Origin of the sequence: Kitasatospora sp. NPDC017646, from assembly GCF_044329365.1 — a bacterium.
In the GTDB taxonomy this organism is placed as follows: Bacteria; Actinomycetota; Actinomycetes; order Streptomycetales; family Streptomycetaceae; genus Kitasatospora.
On sequence record NZ_JBIRJC010000042.1, the window covers coordinates 12,234 to 30,878 of the forward strand.

The 18,645-nt window shown below is 74.6% G+C and carries 13 protein-coding genes and 1 pseudogene; 13 read left to right on the forward strand and 1 reads right to left on the reverse strand.

Annotation, left to right across the window (positions count from 1 at the left end; genetic code table 11):
* Nucleotides 1-15: 15 nt before the first annotated feature.
* Nucleotides 16-465, forward strand: a complete 450-nt coding sequence (locus tag ACH4J0_RS35955) for a TadE family type IV pilus minor pilin (protein ID WP_396245378.1) — start codon at nt 16-18, stop codon at nt 463-465.
* Entirely contained in the window at nt 453-968 is a 516-nt protein-coding gene (locus ACH4J0_RS35960; protein ID WP_396245379.1) for an Rv3654c family TadE-like protein, read from the forward strand. The genes ACH4J0_RS35955 and ACH4J0_RS35960 overlap by 13 nt, the downstream gene beginning before the upstream one ends.
* Here the strand turns inward: ACH4J0_RS35960 and ACH4J0_RS35965 are convergent.
* Entirely contained in the window at nt 963-3,380 is a 2,418-nt protein-coding gene (locus ACH4J0_RS35965) for a DEAD/DEAH box helicase (protein WP_396245380.1), read from the reverse strand. The genes ACH4J0_RS35960 and ACH4J0_RS35965 overlap by 6 nt on opposite strands.
* Before the next feature lie 222 nt (nt 3,381-3,602).
* Here ACH4J0_RS35965 and bldG point away from each other — a divergent pair, with 222 nt between their 5' ends.
* The 11 genes and pseudogenes from bldG (at nt 3,603) to ACH4J0_RS36020 (ending at nt 18,548) form a co-directional block, all read left to right on the forward strand.
* A complete protein-coding gene (gene bldG / locus ACH4J0_RS35970) occupies nt 3,603-3,944 on the forward strand; it encodes an anti-sigma factor antagonist BldG (RefSeq protein WP_188305076.1) in 342 nt (113 codons plus the stop codon).
* A gap of 159 nt (nt 3,945-4,103) precedes the next feature.
* On the forward strand, nt 4,104-4,523 hold the full coding sequence (locus tag ACH4J0_RS35975; RefSeq protein ID WP_396245381.1) for an ATP-binding protein: 420 nt from the start codon (nt 4,104-4,106) through the stop codon (nt 4,521-4,523).
* A 213-nt stretch (nt 4,524-4,736) separates the two neighbouring features.
* Nucleotides 4,737-4,826, forward strand: a pseudogene (locus ACH4J0_RS35980) (hypothetical protein); the annotation flags it as partial.
* 110 nt (nt 4,827-4,936) lie between these two features.
* Complete coding sequence (locus ACH4J0_RS35985; protein WP_396245382.1) at nt 4,937-5,245, forward strand: cyclophilin-like family protein; 309 nt, start codon at nt 4,937-4,939, stop codon at nt 5,243-5,245.
* A 41-nt stretch (nt 5,246-5,286) separates the two neighbouring features.
* A complete protein-coding gene (locus ACH4J0_RS35990; RefSeq protein WP_396245383.1) occupies nt 5,287-6,075 on the forward strand; it encodes a small secreted protein in 789 nt (262 codons plus the stop codon).
* Nucleotides 6,076-6,457: 382 nt separating this feature from the next.
* Nucleotides 6,458-7,990 carry a methyltransferase gene (locus ACH4J0_RS35995; protein ID WP_396245384.1) on the forward strand — a complete coding sequence of 511 codons (1,533 nt, stop codon included), beginning with the start codon at nt 6,458-6,460 and terminating at the stop codon, nt 7,988-7,990.
* A gap of 177 nt (nt 7,991-8,167) precedes the next feature.
* Complete coding sequence (locus tag ACH4J0_RS36000; RefSeq protein WP_396245385.1) at nt 8,168-8,620, forward strand: DUF3592 domain-containing protein; 453 nt, start codon at nt 8,168-8,170, stop codon at nt 8,618-8,620.
* Between the two features lie 357 nt (nt 8,621-8,977).
* Nucleotides 8,978-11,854 (forward strand): type I DNA topoisomerase, encoded by a 2,877-nt coding sequence (gene topA / locus ACH4J0_RS36005; protein WP_396245386.1) that lies wholly within the window; start codon nt 8,978-8,980, stop codon nt 11,852-11,854.
* A 270-nt stretch (nt 11,855-12,124) separates the two neighbouring features.
* Nucleotides 12,125-15,604: a dTMP kinase gene (gene tmk / locus ACH4J0_RS36010; RefSeq protein ID WP_396245387.1), complete on the forward strand. Its 3,480-nt coding sequence runs from the start codon at nt 12,125-12,127 to the stop codon at nt 15,602-15,604.
* A gap of 257 nt (nt 15,605-15,861) precedes the next feature.
* Nucleotides 15,862-17,073, forward strand: coding sequence for a DNA polymerase III subunit delta' (locus ACH4J0_RS36015; protein ID WP_396245413.1), 1,212 nt, complete (start codon nt 15,862-15,864; stop codon nt 17,071-17,073).
* 320 nt (nt 17,074-17,393) lie between these two features.
* Nucleotides 17,394-18,548 carry a hypothetical protein gene (locus tag ACH4J0_RS36020; protein ID WP_396245388.1) on the forward strand — a complete coding sequence of 385 codons (1,155 nt, stop codon included), beginning with the start codon at nt 17,394-17,396 and terminating at the stop codon, nt 18,546-18,548.
* Nucleotides 18,549-18,645: the final 97 nt, after the last annotated feature.

Consider the following 18,645-nt stretch of genomic DNA (forward strand, 5'->3'; position numbering starts at 1 on the left):
CCGGGAACCCCCGCCGTGCCCGCTCTCCAGCTGGTCGGCGGGAGTTCGCGGGCAGGGTGTGGCCGGGTGGTGCGGCCGCTGCGGCGTGGGGACGGGGGCTTCGTCACGGCGGAGACGGCGGTGGTGCTGCCGGCGCTCGTCCTGCTCGCGGCGATGCTGATCTGGGGCGTGCTCGCGGCGGCTGCGCAGATCACCTGCGTGGACGCGGCCCGGATCGGCGCCAGGGCCGCCGCGCGCGGGGAGGCGGACGCCGTCGAGCTCGCCCGCGCGGCGGCCCCGCCGGGAGCGCGGGTGCGGTTGGCGGTCGCGGCGGACACGGTGCGCGTCGACGTGGACGCCCCGTGCGCGGCGCCGGGCAGGCTGGGCGGTCTGCTGGCGGTGCGGGTCGGCGCGATGGCCGTCGCCGCCCGGGAGGACGTCCTGGACAGCACCGCGGAGGGAGGTGGCGGCCCGTGGCCCGCCTGACCGGTCCCTGGCGGGCGGTGGAGCGGTTGGTGCGAGCCCGGACCGCCCGCGCCGCCGCCGTCGGCCGGCACGGGTACGGGGCGGACGCGGGCTCGGCGACGGTCTGGCTGCTCGCCCTGGCGATGCTGGGCACGGGGGTCTTCGCCGCGACGATCGCGGTCGGTGCGGTGGTGGCCGCCCGGCACCGGGCCGAGTCGGCCGCAGACCTGGCGGCCCTCGCGGCAGCGGACCGACTCCTGCTGGACCCGGACGGCGGCTGCGGTCGGGCCGCCGGGATCGCCGCGACCCAGGGTGCCGCTCTGGCCTCCTGCGCGGTGGACCGGTCGGCGGACGCCGTCGAGGTGGTGGCCGAGGTGCCGGTCGGCGGGCTCCCGCTGCGGCTGCCGGTCGGACCGGCGCGGGCGAGGGCCCGGGCCGGACCGGTTCGGGCTCCGGTCACCCCGCCCGGGGACGGCGCCGGTGACGTTCCGCACAGCACGAGCGGTGCGGTGGCGGTGTCATGAAGCGGCCGGCGCTCCGCCGTCCGGGCCCGCACCTTCGCCGGGGCCCGCACCTTCGCCGGGGCCCGCACCGCCGCCCGGGCCCGCTGCGGAGCCGGTCTCCGGTGCCCCGGCCAGCAGGATGTCCAGCAGCCGGACGGCTGCCGCCTTGTCCAACGGGTCGTTCCCGTTGCCGCACTTGGGTGACTGGACGCAGGACGGGCAGCCGCGCTCGCACTCGCAGGAGGCGATCGCGGCGCGGGTGGCGGTGAGCCACGGGACGGCCCGCTGGAAACCGCGTTCGGCGAAGCCGGCCCCGCCAGGGTGGCCGTCGTAGACGAACACCGTGGGCAGCCCGGTGTCGGGGTGCAGCGGGACGGACACGCCGCCGATGTCCCACCGGTCGCAGGTGGCGAACAGCGGCAGCAGGCCGATCGAGGCGTGCTCGGCGGCGTGGGCGGCGCCGGGCAGCCGGTCGAGCGGGAGGTCCGCGTCGAGCAGCTGGTCCTCGGTGACGGACCACCAGACCGCGCGGGTGCGCAGTGTGCGGGGCGGGAGGTCGAGCTTGCTCTCACCCATGATCTCCCCGGTGGAGATCCGTTTGCGGAGGTAGCCGACCACCTGGTTGACCACCTCCACCGAGCCGAAGCTGAGCCGGCCCTCGCCCCACCGGACGGTGGTGTCGGTGTCGAGGACGGAGATGGAGGTGATGTCACGGGCGGCCGTCGTGTACGGCGGGTCGGCCGGCTCCACCAGGGCGACCGAGTCCTCCAGGTCGAGCTCCCGGACCAGGTAGGTGCGGCCCTGGTGGAGGTGGACGGCTCCGGTGTGGACCGTGGTGTGGGCGGCCGCGGTGTCCACCGTGCCGAGCAGCCGGCCGGTGTCGGCCTCGACGATCTGCACCGGGCTGCCGCCGCTGCCGCGCAGGTCCACGGCGTCGGCGGCGCGCTCCCGGCGGGTCCAGTACCACGAGCCGTCAGTGCGCCGACGCAGCAGTCCGCGCCGCTCCAGCACCGGCAGCAGCGGTGCGGTGGAGGGGCCGAACAGCTCCAGGTCGGCGTCGGTGAGCGGGAGTTCGGCCGCCGCCGCGCACAGGTGCGGGGCGAGTACGTGCGGGTTGTCGGGGTCGAGCACGGTGGCCTCGACGGGCGTCGCGAACAGCGCCTCCGGGTGGTGCACCAGGTAGGTGTCCAGCGGGTCGTCCCGGGCGATCAGGACGGCCAGCGCTCCCTGGGCCTCACGGCCCGCCCGGCCCGCCTGCTGCCAGAGCGAGGCCCGGGTGCCGGGGTAGCCGGCCATCAGGACGGCGTCGAGTCCGGAGATGTCGACGCCGAGTTCGAGAGCGGAGGTGGAGGCGAGGCCGAGCAGTCGGCCGGAGTGCAGATCGCGCTCCAGGGCCCGGCGCTCGTCGGCGAGGTAGCCGCCGCGGTAGGCGGCCACCCGATCGGCGAGCGGCCGGCCGAGCTGGTCCTGGGTCTGCAGTGCGACCAGTTCGGCGGCGCGGCGGGAACGGACGAACACGACCGTCCGGGTCTGCCGTTCGACCAGGTCGGTCAGCAGGTGCGCGGCCTCGGCGGTGGCGGTTCGGCGCACCGGCGCGCCGTGCTCGCCGACGTTCTCGGTCAGCGGCGGCTCCCAGAGGCCGAAGACCATCGGTCCGCGCGGCGAGGCGTCCTCGGTGACGGCCACGGCGGGCAGGCCGGTCAGCCGCCGGGCCGTGACGGCCGGGTCGGCGGTGGTGGCGGAGGCGAGCAGGAAGGTGGGTGACGACCCGTAACGGGCACAGATGCGGCGCAGCCGCCGCAGCACTTGGGCGACGTGCGAGCCGAACACGCCGCGGTAGCTGTGGCACTCGTCGACGACCACGTAGCGCAGCACCTTGAGGAAGGAGGACCAACGGGCGTGCGCGGGCAGGATACCCCGGTGCAGCATGTCCGGGTTGGTGAGCACGTAGGAGGCGTACTGGCGGACCCACTCGCGTTCCTCGGGCGGGGTGTCGCCGTCGTACAGGGCGGCCCGGACCCGCGGCGGGGCGAGTTCGGCGGCGCGGCGGCGCTGGTCGGCGGCCAGCGCCTTGGTCGGGGCCAGGTAGAGCGCGGTGGCGCCGCGGCCGTTGCGGGCCTCGGTGCCCTGCAGCAGGTCGCTGAGCACCGGGGCCAGATAGCCCAACGACTTGCCCGAGGCGGTGCCTGTGGCGATGACCACAGTCTGGCCGCTTTTGGCCAGGTTCATCGCTTCTGCCTGGTGCGCCCAGGGCTGTTCCACTCCGACGTCCAGGGCCGCGGCGACGATCTCCGGTCGGATCGAGTCGGGCCATGGCGCATAACGTGCGGGTCGGGCGGGAAGGTGCTCCGTATGGGTGAGCCGGTCGGCCCGCCCCCGACTGATGGACAGGGTCGTGAGCAGTGCCTCGGGCAGGCTGTGTCGGGGCGGCATGAGGACCCAGTGTGTCACCGGCGTGACGGAGAATCGTCGTAAGCCATCGTGCGGGCATGGTCGCAGGTGGTTGAATGTGGCCGTGACGGCCGTACGGCCGTGGGTCGCAGCGCCGAGGCTTGCCACGCGTTTGCTTGGCGCGTCCGGGCTCGCGACCATGCGGTGGCGGCCGTCCGGCCGAGGATCGCACATGACGTAGCAAGGCAAGGTGCTGGAGGTTCCGTGGACCTGTCCCTGTCGACCCGTGCAGTCGGCGATCGTACGGTCGTCGAGGTTGGCGGCGAGATCGATGTGTACACCGCCCCGAAGCTGCGGGAGCAGCTGGTCGAGCTCGTCAACGACGGCAAGTACCACCTCGTCGTCGACATGGAAGGCGTTGACTTCCTCGACTCGACCGGCCTGGGCGTGTTGGTTGGTGGCCTGAAGCGGGTGCGCGCCCACGAGGGCTCGCTGCGCCTGGTGTGCAACCAGGAGCGCATTCTCAAGATCTTCCGGATCACCGGTCTGACCAAGGTCTTCCCGATCCACACCTCGGTGGACGACGCGGTCGCCGCGACCGACTGACGCGTCCGGGCCGGTCCACGCGGCCGGCCCGCCCGTTCCACGCGTCCGGGGTGCGGGGCCCGCGCGGCCCCGTGCTCCCCGGGCGCCTCAGGGCCGGTCGAGTGCCGGCTCGCGGGGCCGCTTCGTCGGCTCCGGTCTGGAGCACCCCGAAGGGGAGAGATGGCAACCGTCGAACTTCGATTCAGCGCGCTTCCCGAGCACGTGCGGACGGCCAGGCTGGTCGCCGCGGCCGTCGCCAGACGGGCCGGGGTCGACGAGTCGGTGCTCGACGAAGTGCGGCTCGCGGTCGGTGAGGCGTGCTCGCGCGCGGTCGGTCTGCACCAGCGCGGTGGCATCGGTGGCACGGTGCGGGTCGCGCTGATCGACCAGGAGAAGCGTTTCCTCATCGAGGTCGAGGACGAGGCGGGCCCCGCCGCCGTCCCGGCCTCCGGCGCTGCCGAGGGCGGCGACCCGGACGAGGACACCCTGGGCCTCGCCGTGATCACCGGTCTGGTCGAGGACCTGGAGGTCAGCAACGGCGCCGACGGTGGCGTGATCCGGATGAGCTGGCCGGTCTCGGTCGCCTCCGTCGCGGTCTGAGGCGGCTGCTCTGTCGCGTTGCCGTGATGTCGCTCTGTCGTGAAACGACGTCGACGACATCGCCGACGTCGTCGTGGTCCGCGAACCGCTTCCTGGCCGTGCCCGGATCCCGCCCCCCGGCACTCGTTGACAAATTGTTGATCCTGGCGGTTCGCTGCTTCCGGCACGACCAGGTCCGATCCTCGATCGGACCTGTCGCGGAAGAGGAACCACATGCGGATACGCATCCTGTGGCCGGCCGGGCAGGTTACCGCCACGCTGGCGGCCACCTCCGCCACCAAGGCGCTCTGGGCCGAGCTGCCGATCAGTTCGACCGCCAGTACCCGGGGCGAGGAGGTCTACTTCGGCACGTCCGTCAGCGTGCCGCGCGAGGACGGTGCCCGACGGCGCGCGAGGACGGTGCCCGACAGGTCGTGGAGCCGGGCACGGTCGCGTTCTGGACCGACGGCGACAGCCTCGCACTGCCCTACGGCCCGACCCCGGTCTCGCACGACGGCGAGTGCCGACTGGCCAGTCCCTGCAACGTCCTCGGTGCGCTGGACGGGGACTCCCGGGTGCTGCGCACCGTCCGGCCGGGCGATCCGATCGGGTCGAGCGGGCCTGAGTGGCGCCGTGAGCGGGCGCTGGGTCTGGGTGGTGGCGTGAAGTTCGGGGCAGGCGCGGACAGGGGCCGTCCGGGGGACGAGCAGCCGGGAACCGGGCACCGGTTGACGGCCGTGTAGGTTCGACGACCGAAGACGACCGAACCGAAAGGCTTCTCCCGGTGAACAAGCGACTGCTGGCCGTACCCGCCCTCGGCGTGCTGCTCGCGTTCGGAGCCGTCGGCTGCGGCGGCGACAACAGCAAGCAGCTGGAGTCCTGGGCGTCGAACGTCTGCGGCGCGGCCAAGGACCCGATCGCCCAGGCGCAGACCGCCCTCGCCGACACCGGCCAGGTGAAGACCGGTGAGTCCCCGGCCGACCTGCAGAAGCGGCTCTCGACGGACATCGGGCGACTCGCCAAGACCAATCAGGACATCGCGGCTGCCATCGACGCGGCCGGTGCACCCAAGGTGGACAACGGTGCGACGCTGCAGAAGGACACCGTCGACGAGCTGAAGAAGGCGTCCGACGGCTACCTGGACGTCCAGAAGAAGCTGGACGGGTTGCCCAGCAACGACCAGGCGAAGTTCGCGGACGCACTGCACAGCGTCGCCGACCAGCTGCAGCAGCTGTCCTCGCTGTCCACCCAGGCACAGGCCAAGCTGCAGCGCGGCGACCTGGGTGCGGCGATGGCCAAGCAGGAGGGCTGCAAGTCGACCCAGGCCGCTCCGGGCGCCGGTGCGAGCGGCAGCGTCGGCGGTTCCCCTGCCCCTGCGGGCGCGAGCGCGGCTCCGAGTGCCGGCGCCTCGGCCTCGACCGGCGCCCCCAGCGGCACCCCCGCGCCGGGCGCGACGGCCCCCGCGAGCCCGGCAGCCACGCCCTCGGCGGGCGCCGCCAACACCCCGGCGGCCCCGGCCCCGGCCACGACTCCGGCCACGACCCCAGCCACTCCGGCACCCAGCGCGAGCTGACCCGAGGCGGAGAGCGGCCGGGAGAAGGCCTGGAGAGAGGCCGACAGAAGGCCGGGAGGGGGCCGGGAGAAGGCGGGGAGGGGGCCGGGAGAAGGCGGGACGGACCGAGGGAAGCAGGGGGCCGGGACCCGCTCGAGGAAGCGGGCCCCGGCCCCGCCGCATCTGGGGTCGGCGTTCCGGTTCGCGGGCGGTGAGGCGCCTTGGCCGTGGCGGGGACGCGGGGACGAGGACGCGCTCCTGGTGAGGGGCGGGGTCCGCGGCCCGGCCGAGGGGGCGGTCGTCCGACCCGTCGGGTTGACGGGCCGGTCGGAACCGGGCCCACTCGCCCGTTCCGTACGGGCCGGTGGGGCCGGAGCGGGGCGGGGCGGGGGACAATGGCGGGGTGATCAGTAGTCCCGTTCTCGACCCGACCCGTCTGGCCAAGCTGCGCGAGGCGCTGCTCGCCGCCTCGTTCACCGCCGACGGGTGCCTGGACCTGCTGGGGCCCACCGGCTACGCGGCGTTGGCCCGTAGCGAGGCGGTCCCGGCGCTGCGTGCGACGCGTGGCGGCAGCCCGCTGGAGACGCTGGTGCGGCTGTTCCTGCTGCAGCAGCCGGTGCCGTACAAGGCGGCCGCCGCCGCGCTGCCGGTGGAGGACTGCCTGGCGGACGGCTGGCTGCGCCCGGATGGTGATCTGGTGCGCGCCACGGTGGACGTCCGGCCGTACGCCAACGAGGTTGCCGGGCTGCCCAGTTCGGATGCCTGGGTGGTCTCCGACCTGGGGTGTGCGGTGGGCGGCGCGGGCGGGATCGGCTCCGGCGAGACCGCGCACGGAGTGGTCCGCAAGGACCTGGTTCTGGGGGTTGGCGGGGCGTCCACGACGCTGGCCAACATCACCGTGCGCCGGCCCGTCCGGGCGGCGCTGGACCTCGGTTCGGGCTCCGGCGTGCAGGCACTGCACGCGGCCCGGCACGCCCGCAGCGTCACCGCCACCGACCTCAACCCGCGCGCGCTGCGGTTCACCGAACTGACCCTGGCGCTGTCCGGCTTCGACAACACCGAGGCGCTCACCGGGAGCCTCTTCGAGCCGGTCGGGGAGCGGAAGTTCGACCTGATCGTCTCCAACCCGCCGTTCGTCATCTCGCCGGCCGGTCGGTTCACCTACCGTGACGGCGGCATGGCCGGGGACGACCTGTGCCGCAGCCTGGTGCGCTCGGCCGCCGACCACCTGGAGCCGGGCGGATACTGCCAGTTGCTCGCCAACTGGCAGCACGTCAGGGGCGAGGACTGGCACGAGCGGCTGGCCGGCTGGGTGGCGGGCACCGGGCTGGACGCCTGGATCGTCCAGCGCGAGGTCCAGGACGTGGCCCAGTACGCCGAGTTGTGGCTGCGCGACGGCGGTGACCACCGCGGTCCGGGCGGTGACTACCAGGCCCGGTACGGCGAGTGGCTGGACGCCTTCGAGGCGGGCCGGGTCGAGGGCATCGGGATGGGCTGGATCACCCTGCGGGCGAGCGGTGCCGAGCGCCCGACCGTCCGGGTGGAGGAGTGGCCGCATCCGGTGGAGCAGCCGCTCGGCCCGCACATCGACGAGTGGTTCGACCGGCAGGACTTCCTGCGCTCCCACGACGACGCAGGCCTGCTCGCGGCCCGCTACGTGCTGGCCGACGAGGTGGTCCAGGAACAGGTCGGCGCGCCGGGGGCGGAGGACCCGGAGCACGTGGTGCTGCGGCACAACCGGGGCATGCGGCGGGCCACCAAGGTGGACACCGTCGGAGCCGGCTTCGTCGGGGTCTGCGACGGAACGCTGTCGGCGGGCGAGATCGTGGACGCCATCGCGCACCTGCTCGGTGAGGACCGGGTGGTGCTGCGGGACCGGGTGCCGGAGTCGCTGCGGCTGCTGACCGAGCAGGGGTTCATCAACCCCGTCCGCTGAGACCCGGTCCGGTCCGGTGAGTCCGCGTCGGTGCGGCCCCGCGCGGAGAACCCCTGGTTCACCCGCCCGTGTCCCCGGGTTCGTCCGCCGCCCCCCGTCCGGCCACTCCCTGTTGGCCGGATGCTGTGAGGCTCCGTCCACAGGCTGTGGACAGAGCTGGGGAGCCGGGGGCCAGGGGTGGACGCGACGACGGCGGTCGTGAGCGGGCTGGTGCTCGCCCTCTTCGGTGGCGCGCTGCTGCTGTGGTGCGCCGCCGAAGTGCGCCTTCGCCACCGGGTACGCCGCCGCGGGGTGTCGGCGGTGGCCACGGTCGTGGCCGAGAACGACCCGCACGGCCAGCTCGACAGCGCGCCGCTGCTCTCCTTCTCCGTACTGCCGTCGGTGGCCGGCGCCGGCCGGATCGCGGAACTGGTGCTCACCCGGCCGCGCGGGCACACCCCGCTGCGCCGTCCGGAGCGCCTCGCGCCCGGTGCCTCGGTGCGGATCTGCTACGACCCGGACCGCCCCTGCCGGGCGGTGCTGGCGGCGAGGGAGGTGGGCCGGGCAGCGGTCGCCGACCTGCTGTGGACCGCCCTGGGCGCGGCCTGTCTGGTGGCGGGCGCCGGACTGCTGGCGGCGGTCGGCCGCTGAGGCCCCGGCCGTCCGGTCGTCGCCCCCGGCGCGATCCGGAGAGCGCAATGCCGCGAGCGCGCCGATTTATCCGTTGACAGATCTTGAAATCCGTCATTCCATCCTCCGGAACCTGCCGAAGCCCCCCTCCACGGGGCGCGAACCTCCGTCATCGGGTTACCGTTCGAGTGGCGTCGGTGAGCGCGGCAAGCGAAAAAGCGGGATCCGTCCGTTTGACAAGGGTGGCCAAGGTACGGTCACACTCCGCTGGTGGGGTGTCGTGCAGCGGCGACCCCGGGACGGTGGAGGGGTCGGGCGGAGCGCAGCCCGTGCTGCCAGCGCCGACCAGCCAATAAGGACCGGGAGAGAAGAGCGAAGGTGTCCCCGAGCAGCGAGACCGCGCACGGACAGCGACTCGTCATTGTCGAGTCGCCGGCCAAGGCGAAGACGATCAAGGGCTACCTTGGCCCCGGCTACATCGTCGAGGCGAGCGTCGGGCACATCCGCGACCTCCCCAGCACCGCGGCCGAGGTGCCGGACAAGTACACCGGCGAGGTGCGCCGCCTCGGGGTGGACGTCGACCACGACTTCGCACCCATCTACGTGGTCAACGCGGACAAGAAGTCCCAGGTCAGCAAGTTGAAGTCGCTGCTCGCGGAGTCCGACGAGCTCTTCCTCGCCACCGATGAGGACCGCGAGGGCGAGGCCATCGCGTGGCACCTCCAGCAGGTGCTCAAGCCCAAGGTGCCGGTGCACCGGATGGTGTTCCACGAGATCACCAAGTCCGCGATCCAGGAGGCCGTGGCCAACCCGCGCGAGCTGAACCAGCGCCTGGTCGACGCCCAGGAGACCCGCCGCATCCTTGACCGCCTCTACGGCTTCGAGGTCTCGCCGGTGCTGTGGAAGAAGGTCATGCCGAAGCTGTCGGCGGGCCGGGTGCAGTCCGTGGCGACCCGCCTGGTGGTCGAGCGCGAGCGTGAGCGGATGGCCTTCCGCACCGCCTCGTACTGGGACCTGGTCGGCACCTTCGGCACCGGCCGCACCCCGGCCGACGCCGCCAACCCGGAGACCTTCGGCGCCCGGCTGGCCTCGGTCGACGGCAAGCGGATCGCCAGCGGCCGTGACTTCGGCTCGGACGGTCGGCTCAAGGCCGGCAGCACCAACACCCTGCACCTGGACGAGCAGGCCGCCCGCCAGCTGGCCGCCGCCCTCGCGCAGACCGCGTTCAGCGTCCGCAGCGTCGAGTCCAAGCCCTACCGCCGCTCGCCGTACGCGCCGTTCCGCACCACCACGCTCCAGCAGGAGGCCAGCCGCAAGCTGGGCTTCGGCGCCAAGCGGACCATGCAGGTGGCCCAGAAGCTGTACGAGAACGGCTTCATCACCTATATGCGCACCGACTCCACCACGCTGTCGGACACCGCGATCTCCGCCGCCCGTGCGCAGGTCACCCAGCTGTACGGAGCCGACTACCTGCCGGACGCCCCGCGCACCTACGCCAGCAAGGTCAAGAACGCCCAGGAGGCGCACGAGGCGGTCCGCCCCTCCGGCGACCGCTTCCGCACCCCCGCTGAGACCGGGCTGAGCGGCGACGACTTCAAGCTGTACGAGCTGATCTGGATGCGCACCGTCGCCTCCCAGATGAAGGACGCGGTCGGCCAGTCGGTCACCGTCCGGGTCGGTGGCGCCTCCGCCGACGGCCGGGACGTCGAGTTCTCCGCCTCCGGCAAGATCATCACCTTCCACGGCTTCCTCAAGGCCTACGTCGAGGGCGCCGACGACCCGAACGCCGAGCTCGACGACCGCGAGCGCCGGCTGCCGCAGGTCGCCCAGGGCGACCCGCTGGCCGCCGACCGGATCACCCCGGAGGGTCACGCCACCAAGCCGCCGGCCCGCTACACCGAGGCCTCGCTGGTCAAGGAGCTGGAGGACCGGGAGATCGGCCGCCCCTCCACCTACGCGTCGATCATCGACACGATCATCCAGCGCAGGTACGTCTTCAAGAAGGGCACGGCGCTCGTCCCGTCCTTCCTCTCCTTCGCCGTGGTGAACCTGCTGGAGAAGCACTTCGGCCGGCTGGTCGACTACGACTTCACCGCCAAGATGGAGGACGACCTCGACCGGATCGCCGCCGGTGAGGCGCAGTCCGTGCCGTGGCTGAAGCGCTTCTACTTCGGCGAGGGCGAGGGCGCGGCCGGCGCCGCCGCCGAGGCCGGCAACGGCGACGGCGACCACCTGGGCGGCCTGAAGGAGCTGGTCACCGACCTCGGCGCGATCGACGCCCGGGAGATCAGCTCGTTCCGGATCAGCGAGGACATCACCCTGCGGGTCGGTCGCTACGGCCCGTACGTCGAGCGCGCCTCCGCCGTCGAGGGCGAGCCCGGCCAGCGTGCCGACATCCCGGACGAGCTGCCGCCGGACGAGCTGACCGTCGAGCTGGCCGAGGAGCTGCTGGCCAAGCCCAGCGGTGACTTCGAGCTCGGCCCGGACCCGGTCAGCGGCAACATGCTGGTCGCCAAGGACGGCCGCTACGGCCCGTACGTGACCGAGATCCTGCCCGAGGGCACGCCGAAGACCGGCAAGAACGCGGTCAAGCCGCGCACCGCCTCGCTGTTCAAGACGATGTCGCTGGACACCGTCACCCTGGAGGACGCGCTGCGGCTGCTCTCGCTGCCGCGCGTGGTCGGCACCGACCCCGAGGGTGCGGAGATCACCGCGCAGAACGGCCGCTACGGCCCGTACCTCAAGCGCGGCACCGACTCGCGCTCGCTCACCAGCGAGGACCAGCTCTTCACGATCACCCTCGACGAGGCGCTGGCGATCTACGCCCAGCCCAAGCAGCGCGGCCGGGCCGCCGCCGCCCCGCCGCTCAAGGAGCTGGGCACCGACCCGGTCAGCGAGCGCCCGGTAGTGGTGAAGGACGGGCGGTTCGGCCCGTACGTGACCGACGGTGAGACCAACGCCACTCTGCGCAAGGACGACGACGTCGAGACCATCACGCCGGAGCGCGGTTACGAGCTGCTCGCCGAGAAGCGGGCCCGCGGGCCGGTGAAGAAGGCGGCGAAGAAGGCCCCGGCGAAGAAGGCGGCGGTTAAGAAGACGACCACCGCCAAGACGGCGGCGACCAAGACCGCCGCGAAGAAGACGGCCGCGAAGAAGACGACCGCCGCCAAGACGGCGACGGCCAAGACCGCCGCCAAGAAGACGGCCGCGAAGAAGGCCACGGCCGGCAAGGCCGCCGCCACCGACGAGGGCTGATCCTCCGACAGCGGTACCCGGGCCCGTGCCCCCTGTCCGGGGGTGCGGGCCCGGGGTCCGTCCGGGGTGCGGGCCCGAGGTCCGTCCGGGGGACGGCGCCGGGCCGGCGCGGGGCGCCGCGGGTCGGCCCCGGTCCCGTGCGGGGCGGTACCCCCGACCTGTACGAGGCGGTCCGCGGTCTGTGCGGGGATCGTCACAGGCCGGTGATGAGGGGGAACCGGAACCCCGTTCGTCTCAATCGGGCAAAGCCCGGACCGCTACGCTGACCGTATGACGAGCGAGGAGCAGCCCACCCCCAGCGCCGCCCCGGCCGCCAGAGCCACCGGGCCCGACCTGCCCGAGGTCCCGCCCGCCGGAACCCCCGTGGACCGGGCCCGGGCACTGTTGCGGACCAGGCCCTACCGGCGCCTGTGGACCACCCAGCTGATCGGTGGCACCGCCGACCGGCTCGGGCTGCTGGTGCTGCTCGCGCTCACCGTGATCGCCGCCGCGCAGGGCGGCCAGCTCGGCGACCTGCCGCGCAACCTCGCCTTCGCCACCGCCGCCGTCCTGGCCGTCCGGGTGGCGGCCACCGGACTGGTCGGCGTGGCACTGCTGGAGCCGGTGCACCAGCTGGTCGCCGGGAAGCTCGACCGGCGCTGGACGCTGTTCGGCGCGGACGCGGTGCGCGCCCTGCTGATCGGCGTCGCACCCTGGTGGACGGTCTGGCTGGGCTCCGGCCCGAAGCCGTCCGGCGCGGCCACCTACGTGCTGCTCGCCACGGTGTTCCTCACCGGTGCCGCCGAGCGGGTGTGGGAGATCGCCAGGGCCGCCGCCGTCCCCGGCCTGCTGCCGCCGGCCAACCCGTACGCGCCCGTCGCCGAGCAGCGGCCGGCCGCCGCCAACCTGGACACCGTCCGGAGCATCGACCGGTTCACCGGCTGGGTCACCGTGGCGCTCGGCGCCGTCGGCCTCGTCGCCCTCACGCTGGTCAACAACATCGGTGCGGCGCTCGGCTCGGACTGGCTGCGCGCCCACCAGCTGACCTTCGCGGCGCTCGGCGCGGCCGGTCTGTTCGTCGCCGCGGCCCTGCGCGGCTACCTCCAGCAGCTGCCCGGCGGTCCGGTGGCCGTCGCCCCGCACCCGCCGCTGACCGGCCTGCGCGCCCCGACCGACGCGACCCCCGGCCCCGCCCTGAGCAAGGGCCGCACCGGAAGCGCCCCGTACTTCACCTTCGCCGTCGCGGCCGGCTTCGCCTCGATGGCGGGCGTCGCCGCGCTGGCGCTGCTCACCGCCGCCGAGCACCGGGCCGGGCCGATCGGCTACGGCCTGATCGTGCTCGCCGCGGTCGGCGCCCCCGCGCTCGGTGCCGGGCTCACCCGGGCGACCCTGCCGTCGCTCTCCCGCCGCCGGCTGCTCGCGCTGGCGCTGCTCACCGAGGGCGTCGCGCTGATCCTGGCCGGGCTGGTGCTGGACTTCGTGCTGGTCCTCCTGCTCACCGCGCTGGCCGGGCTGGCCGCCGGGGTCGTCGTCTCGGCCGGGCGTACCCTGCTCGCCCAGGAGGTCGAGGAGGCCCGGCTGGCCAAGGTCACCGAGCACCTGCACGCGGTGCTGCGGGCCGTGGTCGCCGCCGCGCTGGTCGCCGTTCCGCTGATCGCCGCGGCCTACGGGGACGTCGAGTACGGCACCGTCGAGCCCGGTTCCTTCACCTTCATCCACGGCGGGGCCGGCCTCGCCGTCGCCACCTCGGGGCTGCTCACCCTGGCGCTGGCGGCCGTCGTGCTGCTGCGCACCGACGACCGGCGCGGCACCGTGCCGTTCGGCCGGGACCTGGTCCACGCGCTGCGCGGCGGCAGCGGCCCGGTGCCGCACCGGGGCGCGGGCACCGGCTTCTTCATCGCCCTGGAGGGTGGCGACGGCGCCGGCAAGTCCACCCAGGCGCAGGCGCTCGCCGAGTGGATCCGCGGCAAGGGGCACGAGGTCGTGCTCACCCGTGAGCCCGGCGGCAGCCCGGTCGGGCAGCGGCTGCGCGGACTCGTCCTGGACGTCGGCAACACCGGCCTGTCGCACCGTGCCGAGGCGCTGATCTACGCCGCCGACCGGGCCGAGCACGTCGAGAACGTCATCCGGCCGGCCCTCGCCCGCGGCGCCGTGGTGATCACCGACCGGTACATGGACTCCTCCATCGCCTACCAGGGCGCCGGACGCGACCTGGCCGCCACCGAGGTCGCCCGGATCTCCCGCTGGGCGACCGGCGGGCTGCTGCCCGACCTGACCGTTGTGCTGGACGTCGACCCCACCAGGGCCCGGGAGCGCTTCACCGAGGCGCTGGACCGGCTGGAGTCCGAGCCCACAGAGTTCCACCAGCGGGTCCGGGCCGGCTTCCTCGCACTCGCGGCCGCCGATCCGGCGCGCTACCTGGTCGTGGACGGCAGCCAGGCCCCCGGCTTCGTCACCACCGCCATCCGGCACCGGCTCGACCGCGAGCTGCCGCTCTCCGAGCGGGAGAAGGCCGCCCGCGCCGAGCAGGAGCGGCTGGCCAAGGAGGAGGCCGAGCGGCGCGCCGCGGAGGAGGCTCGCAAGAAGGCCGAGGAGGAGGCCGCCGAGCGCAAGCGCCAGAAGGTGCTGGCGCAGCTGCGGGCCGAGCAGGCCGAGCAGGAGCGGCTGGCCAAGGAGGAGGCCGAGCGGGTCGCCGCCGAGGCCCGGCGCAAGGCCGAGGAGGAGGCCCGCCGCCGGGCGGAGGAGGAAGCGCGCCGCCGCGCCGAGGAGGAGGCCCGTCGACGGGCGGAGGAAGAGGTACGGCTGGCCGCGGAGGCCGCCGAGCGCAAGCGGATCGCCGACGAGGCGGCTGCCCAGGCGGAGCTTCAGCGGCAGCGGGAGCTGGCGCGCGAGGAGCAGCGGCGCCGGGCGGAGGAGGCGCTCCAGCGGGCCGAGGAGGCCCGGCTGGCGCAGGCCGCGGCGCTCGCGGCGGCTGCTGCGGCGGCGGAGACGGCTTCGGACCGGGCGGGTTCGGCTTTGGGTTCGGCTTCTGATTCGGGTTCGGGTCCGGGTCCGGGTTCTGGTTCGGGTCCGGGTTCCGAGTCGGACCAGGCGGGTTCGGGTCGGTCGGGTTCCGGTTCGGCTTCGGGTTCGGACCGGTCGGGTTCGGGTTCGCCGGCCGGGGACGCGGCCACCACGGAGCTGCGGTCGGTCACGGAGACTCCGCGGGGCGCGGGGGAGGGTCTCGGCGACGAGGCGACGCGCGAGCTGACGCTGCGTGACCGGCAGGCGGCCGTCCGGGCGGCGGAGGCCCCCGACGCGACCGCACGCCTGCCCAGGGTCCCGGCGGCCGCGGACGAGACGGCGGTGCTGCCCAGGGTTCCGGCGGCGGACGAGACGGCCGTGCTGCCGAAGGTGCCCGCCGTGGACGAGACCGCGGTGCTGCCGAGGGTCGGGCCGGGGCGTTCCGGGGAGCCGGTCGACAGCACCCGCGAGCTGCCGGTGGTGGACGGCCGGTCCGCCGTCGAGCCACTCGCTGCCCCGCCCGCGGTCGACCCCCAGTCGACCGCCGAGCGGCCCAGGCCGGAGTGGGCCGAGGAGACCCCGATGGACGACCTGCCGAGCCTGACCGACACCCTGCTCGGCTCGCGCGACGAGTGGGCGCGCTGGGAGCAGGGCAGCGGCGACCAGGGCGAGGCGGGGCCGCGCGACGCCGGCGACCGGCAGGGCGGGGACGGCCGCGGCGAGGGCGACGGCAAGGCCAAGGGCCGGCGCTGGGGTCGCCGGAGCTGAGCCAGCCGGTACGGATGACGGGCGGACGGGCGGCGTCGTCGGGGCAGTGATCTCCGGGGCGCCGCCCGTCACCGTACTGCCGGTCGCCCGGTCGTCGCCTGGTCCCGCCCGGTCGTCGCCTGGTCGCCTTGTCTCGTAGCCGCCCGGTCGCGTAGCCGCGTGACCCGGACGGAGCAGTGGCTGTCGGAGTGGAGACGTATGCTCGACGGCGGGGAATCGGCGCCGGGAGCGCTGCCGTACGGAGCTTGGGAGCAGCAGTGGCCGTCTGGGACGACCTGGTGGGCCAGGATCGGGTGGTCGACCAGCTGACCGCCGCGGCCCGGGCGGCCGGGGCGACGGTCGAGGCCGGTCGCGGCGCGGCTCCTGCCCAGGGCGGGAACGCCTCCCTGATGACCCACGCCTGGCTGTTCACCGGCCCGCCCGGGGCCGGGCAGGTCACCGCCGCGCGAGCCTTCGCGGCCGCCCTCCAGTGCACCAGCCCCGATCTGGCGCTCGGTGGCACGCCCGGCTGCGGGTTCTGCGACGGCTGCCACACCGTGCTCGCCGGCAGCCACGCCGACGTCAAGTACGTGCGGACCGACGGCCTGTCCATCGGCGTCGGCGACATGCGCGACCTGGTGCTGCGCGCCTCCAGCTACCCGACCGGCGGCCGCTGGTCGGTGATCCTGGTGGACGCCGCCCACCGGCTCACCGAGGCCGCCGCCAACGCCCTGCTCAAGGGCGTGGAGGAGCCCTCCCCACGCACCGTCTGGCTGCTCTGCGCCCCCTCCGTTCAGGACGTGCTGCCGACCATCCGCTCCCGCTGCCGCCTGCTGGTCCTGCGCACCCCCGCCGCCGACGCGGTCGCCGACATGCTGGTCCGCCGCGACGGCGTCGACCCGGAGACCGCCCGGCTGGCCGCGCTCGCCGGGCAGGGCGACATCGAACGCGCGCGCCGCCTCGCCGTGGACGAGCAGGCCCGCACCCGCCGTGCCGAGGTGCTGCGGATCCCGCTGGAGGTCGCCGACATCGGCGGCTGCCTGTCCGCAGCCCAGCGCCTGGTCGACACCGCCAAGGCCGATGCCGAGGCGCTCGCCGAGACCCAGGACGCCAAGGAGACGGGCGACCTGAAGGCCGCCTACGGCGCTGCCGAGGGCGGAAAGGCACCGCGCGGCATGGCCGGAGCGGTCAAGGAACTGGAGAAGCGGCAGAAGAGCCGCGCCACCCGCACCCGCCGGGAGACCCTCGGGGTCGCGCTGCTCGACCTGCTCGGCTTCTACCGGGACGTGCTGGCGATCCAGCTCGGCTCCACCGGCGCGCTCGCCAACGAGGACCAGCGGCAGGCCCTGCACCGGGTCGCCCAGGCAGGGCCGGCCGAGGGCACGTTGCGCCGGATCGAGGCGGTGCTCGCCTGCCGTACGGCGCTGGACCGCAACGTGGACCCGCTGCTCGCGGTCGAGGCGATGACGGTGGCGCTGCGGGCGGGCTGAGGCCGGCCTGCGTTTCTTCCGACCGCGTTCCTCCCGACCGCGTTCCTCCCGACCGCGTTCCTCCCGAGCCGTTCCGGTGTTCGGGGCCGCTCCCGTAGGCCTCCCGGAGTCGGCCCGGAGTCCCACCTTCGAGTGAACGGGCGATACTCGCCGGGCACACCCGCGTGTGACGGCGCACCCGTTGTGCACGCTGGGGGCCGACTGCGCACCGGCCGTACCCGAGCCTCCCCCGTCCGGGAGGGCCCACCGCCGGGGCGGTCGCCTTCATACGGCACCGGGTTCGGTCCGGCGCCGGCCCTCCTCCCGAGGTGGTGCGTTCCGTGGTCCGTCCGCTCCTCGTCATCCCCCTGCTGGTCGCCGCCGTCGGCGGGCTCTGGCTGGCGCGCGGTGCGCGCCAGCGCTGGCGTGACCTGCGGGCCGCGGCGACCTACGAGCTGCCGGGCGACCGGTGGCCGATGCTGATGAGGGCGGGCGGGGCGATGGTGTGCGGGGTGTGTGTCACCGCGTTGACGCTGCTCACCGCGCTCGGCGCGTTCGGCGGTCTGAGCAGGAGCGGTGCGGGGACGGACCGGGCGGAGACCGCCGTGGACGCTGCCGGGGCGGGGACCTGGCCGGGGTCGGCACCCGGTGCGGCAGTCCGGCAGCAGGCGGCGCCGCCCGCGGACACCGCGTCGGCCGCGGCGACGCCGGCCGCGAGTGGGGCGCCCGCCGTGGCCAGCCGCTTCGACAGCGTCGGCCACCCCGGCGGTGGCGAGCTGCTCCAGTCCGCCGTGTTCGGCCCCGACGGTAAGCCGCGCAACGTCCGGGTCTGGCTGCCGCCGCAGTACGCCAAGGAGCCGAACGCGCGCTTCCCGGTCGTGGTGATGCACTCCGCGACCCCGGCCAAGACCGCCGACGCCGAGGTGCCGGACGTCTTCGAGGGCGTCGGCGCCGCCCTGCAGACCGGCCGTGTCCGTCCGTTCATCCTGGTCGCGCCCGAGGCGCCGAACGGCACCTCGCACCCCTGCGAGCTGGTCGCCGCCGCTCCGGCCGCCGTCGCTGACGACGCGACGCTGCGCACCGCCATCACGGCCTCCTTCCGCGCCCTCCCGCCCGGCCCGTCCTCCTGGGGCGTCCTCGGAGTCGAGGGCGGCGCGCCGTGCGCGGCTGCGGCCGGGCTGGCCAGGCCGGACCTCTACGGCGTGGCCGCCGCCGTCTCCGGCCGCTACGACGCCGCCGCGCTCGTCCAGACCGGCGCCGAGGCCCCGGCGGGCAGCTCGGCCAAGCTGCTGCTGGCCGCCGCCAAGGGCGACGCCGCCGGGCTGGACGCGGCTCGCAAGCTCCAGACGGCGCTCAAGGCCGGGTCGGGCCCGGCGGCCAAGGCCGAGGTGCGGATCTCGGACAACGTGCAGGACTACTCCGCGGACCGCGAGCGGCTGCGGCTGCTCCGGCAGGCGGCGCAGTTCCTGGCCGAGACGCTGGCCACGGTGTCCTGAGCACCGGCCGAGCGGGCGCTACGCTGCCCGGTACCCCGGGGCGGGTGCCGGGCAGCGGCGTTTCTTCGTTCTCGTACTTTTCTCGGATTTCCCGGAG

What these genes read in the sequence shown, in the direction of transcription:
- ACH4J0_RS35965 (WP_396245380.1), bottom strand. Translation starts at nt 3,380, where the DNA reads ATGCCGCCCCGACACAGCCTGCCCGAGGCACTGCTCACGACCCTGTCC.
- ACH4J0_RS35975 (WP_396245381.1), top strand. Translation starts at nt 4,104, where the DNA reads ATGGCAACCGTCGAACTTCGATTCAGCGCGCTTCCCGAGCACGTGCGG.
- tmk (WP_396245387.1), top strand. Translation starts at nt 12,125, where the DNA reads ATGACGAGCGAGGAGCAGCCCACCCCCAGCGCCGCCCCGGCCGCCAGA.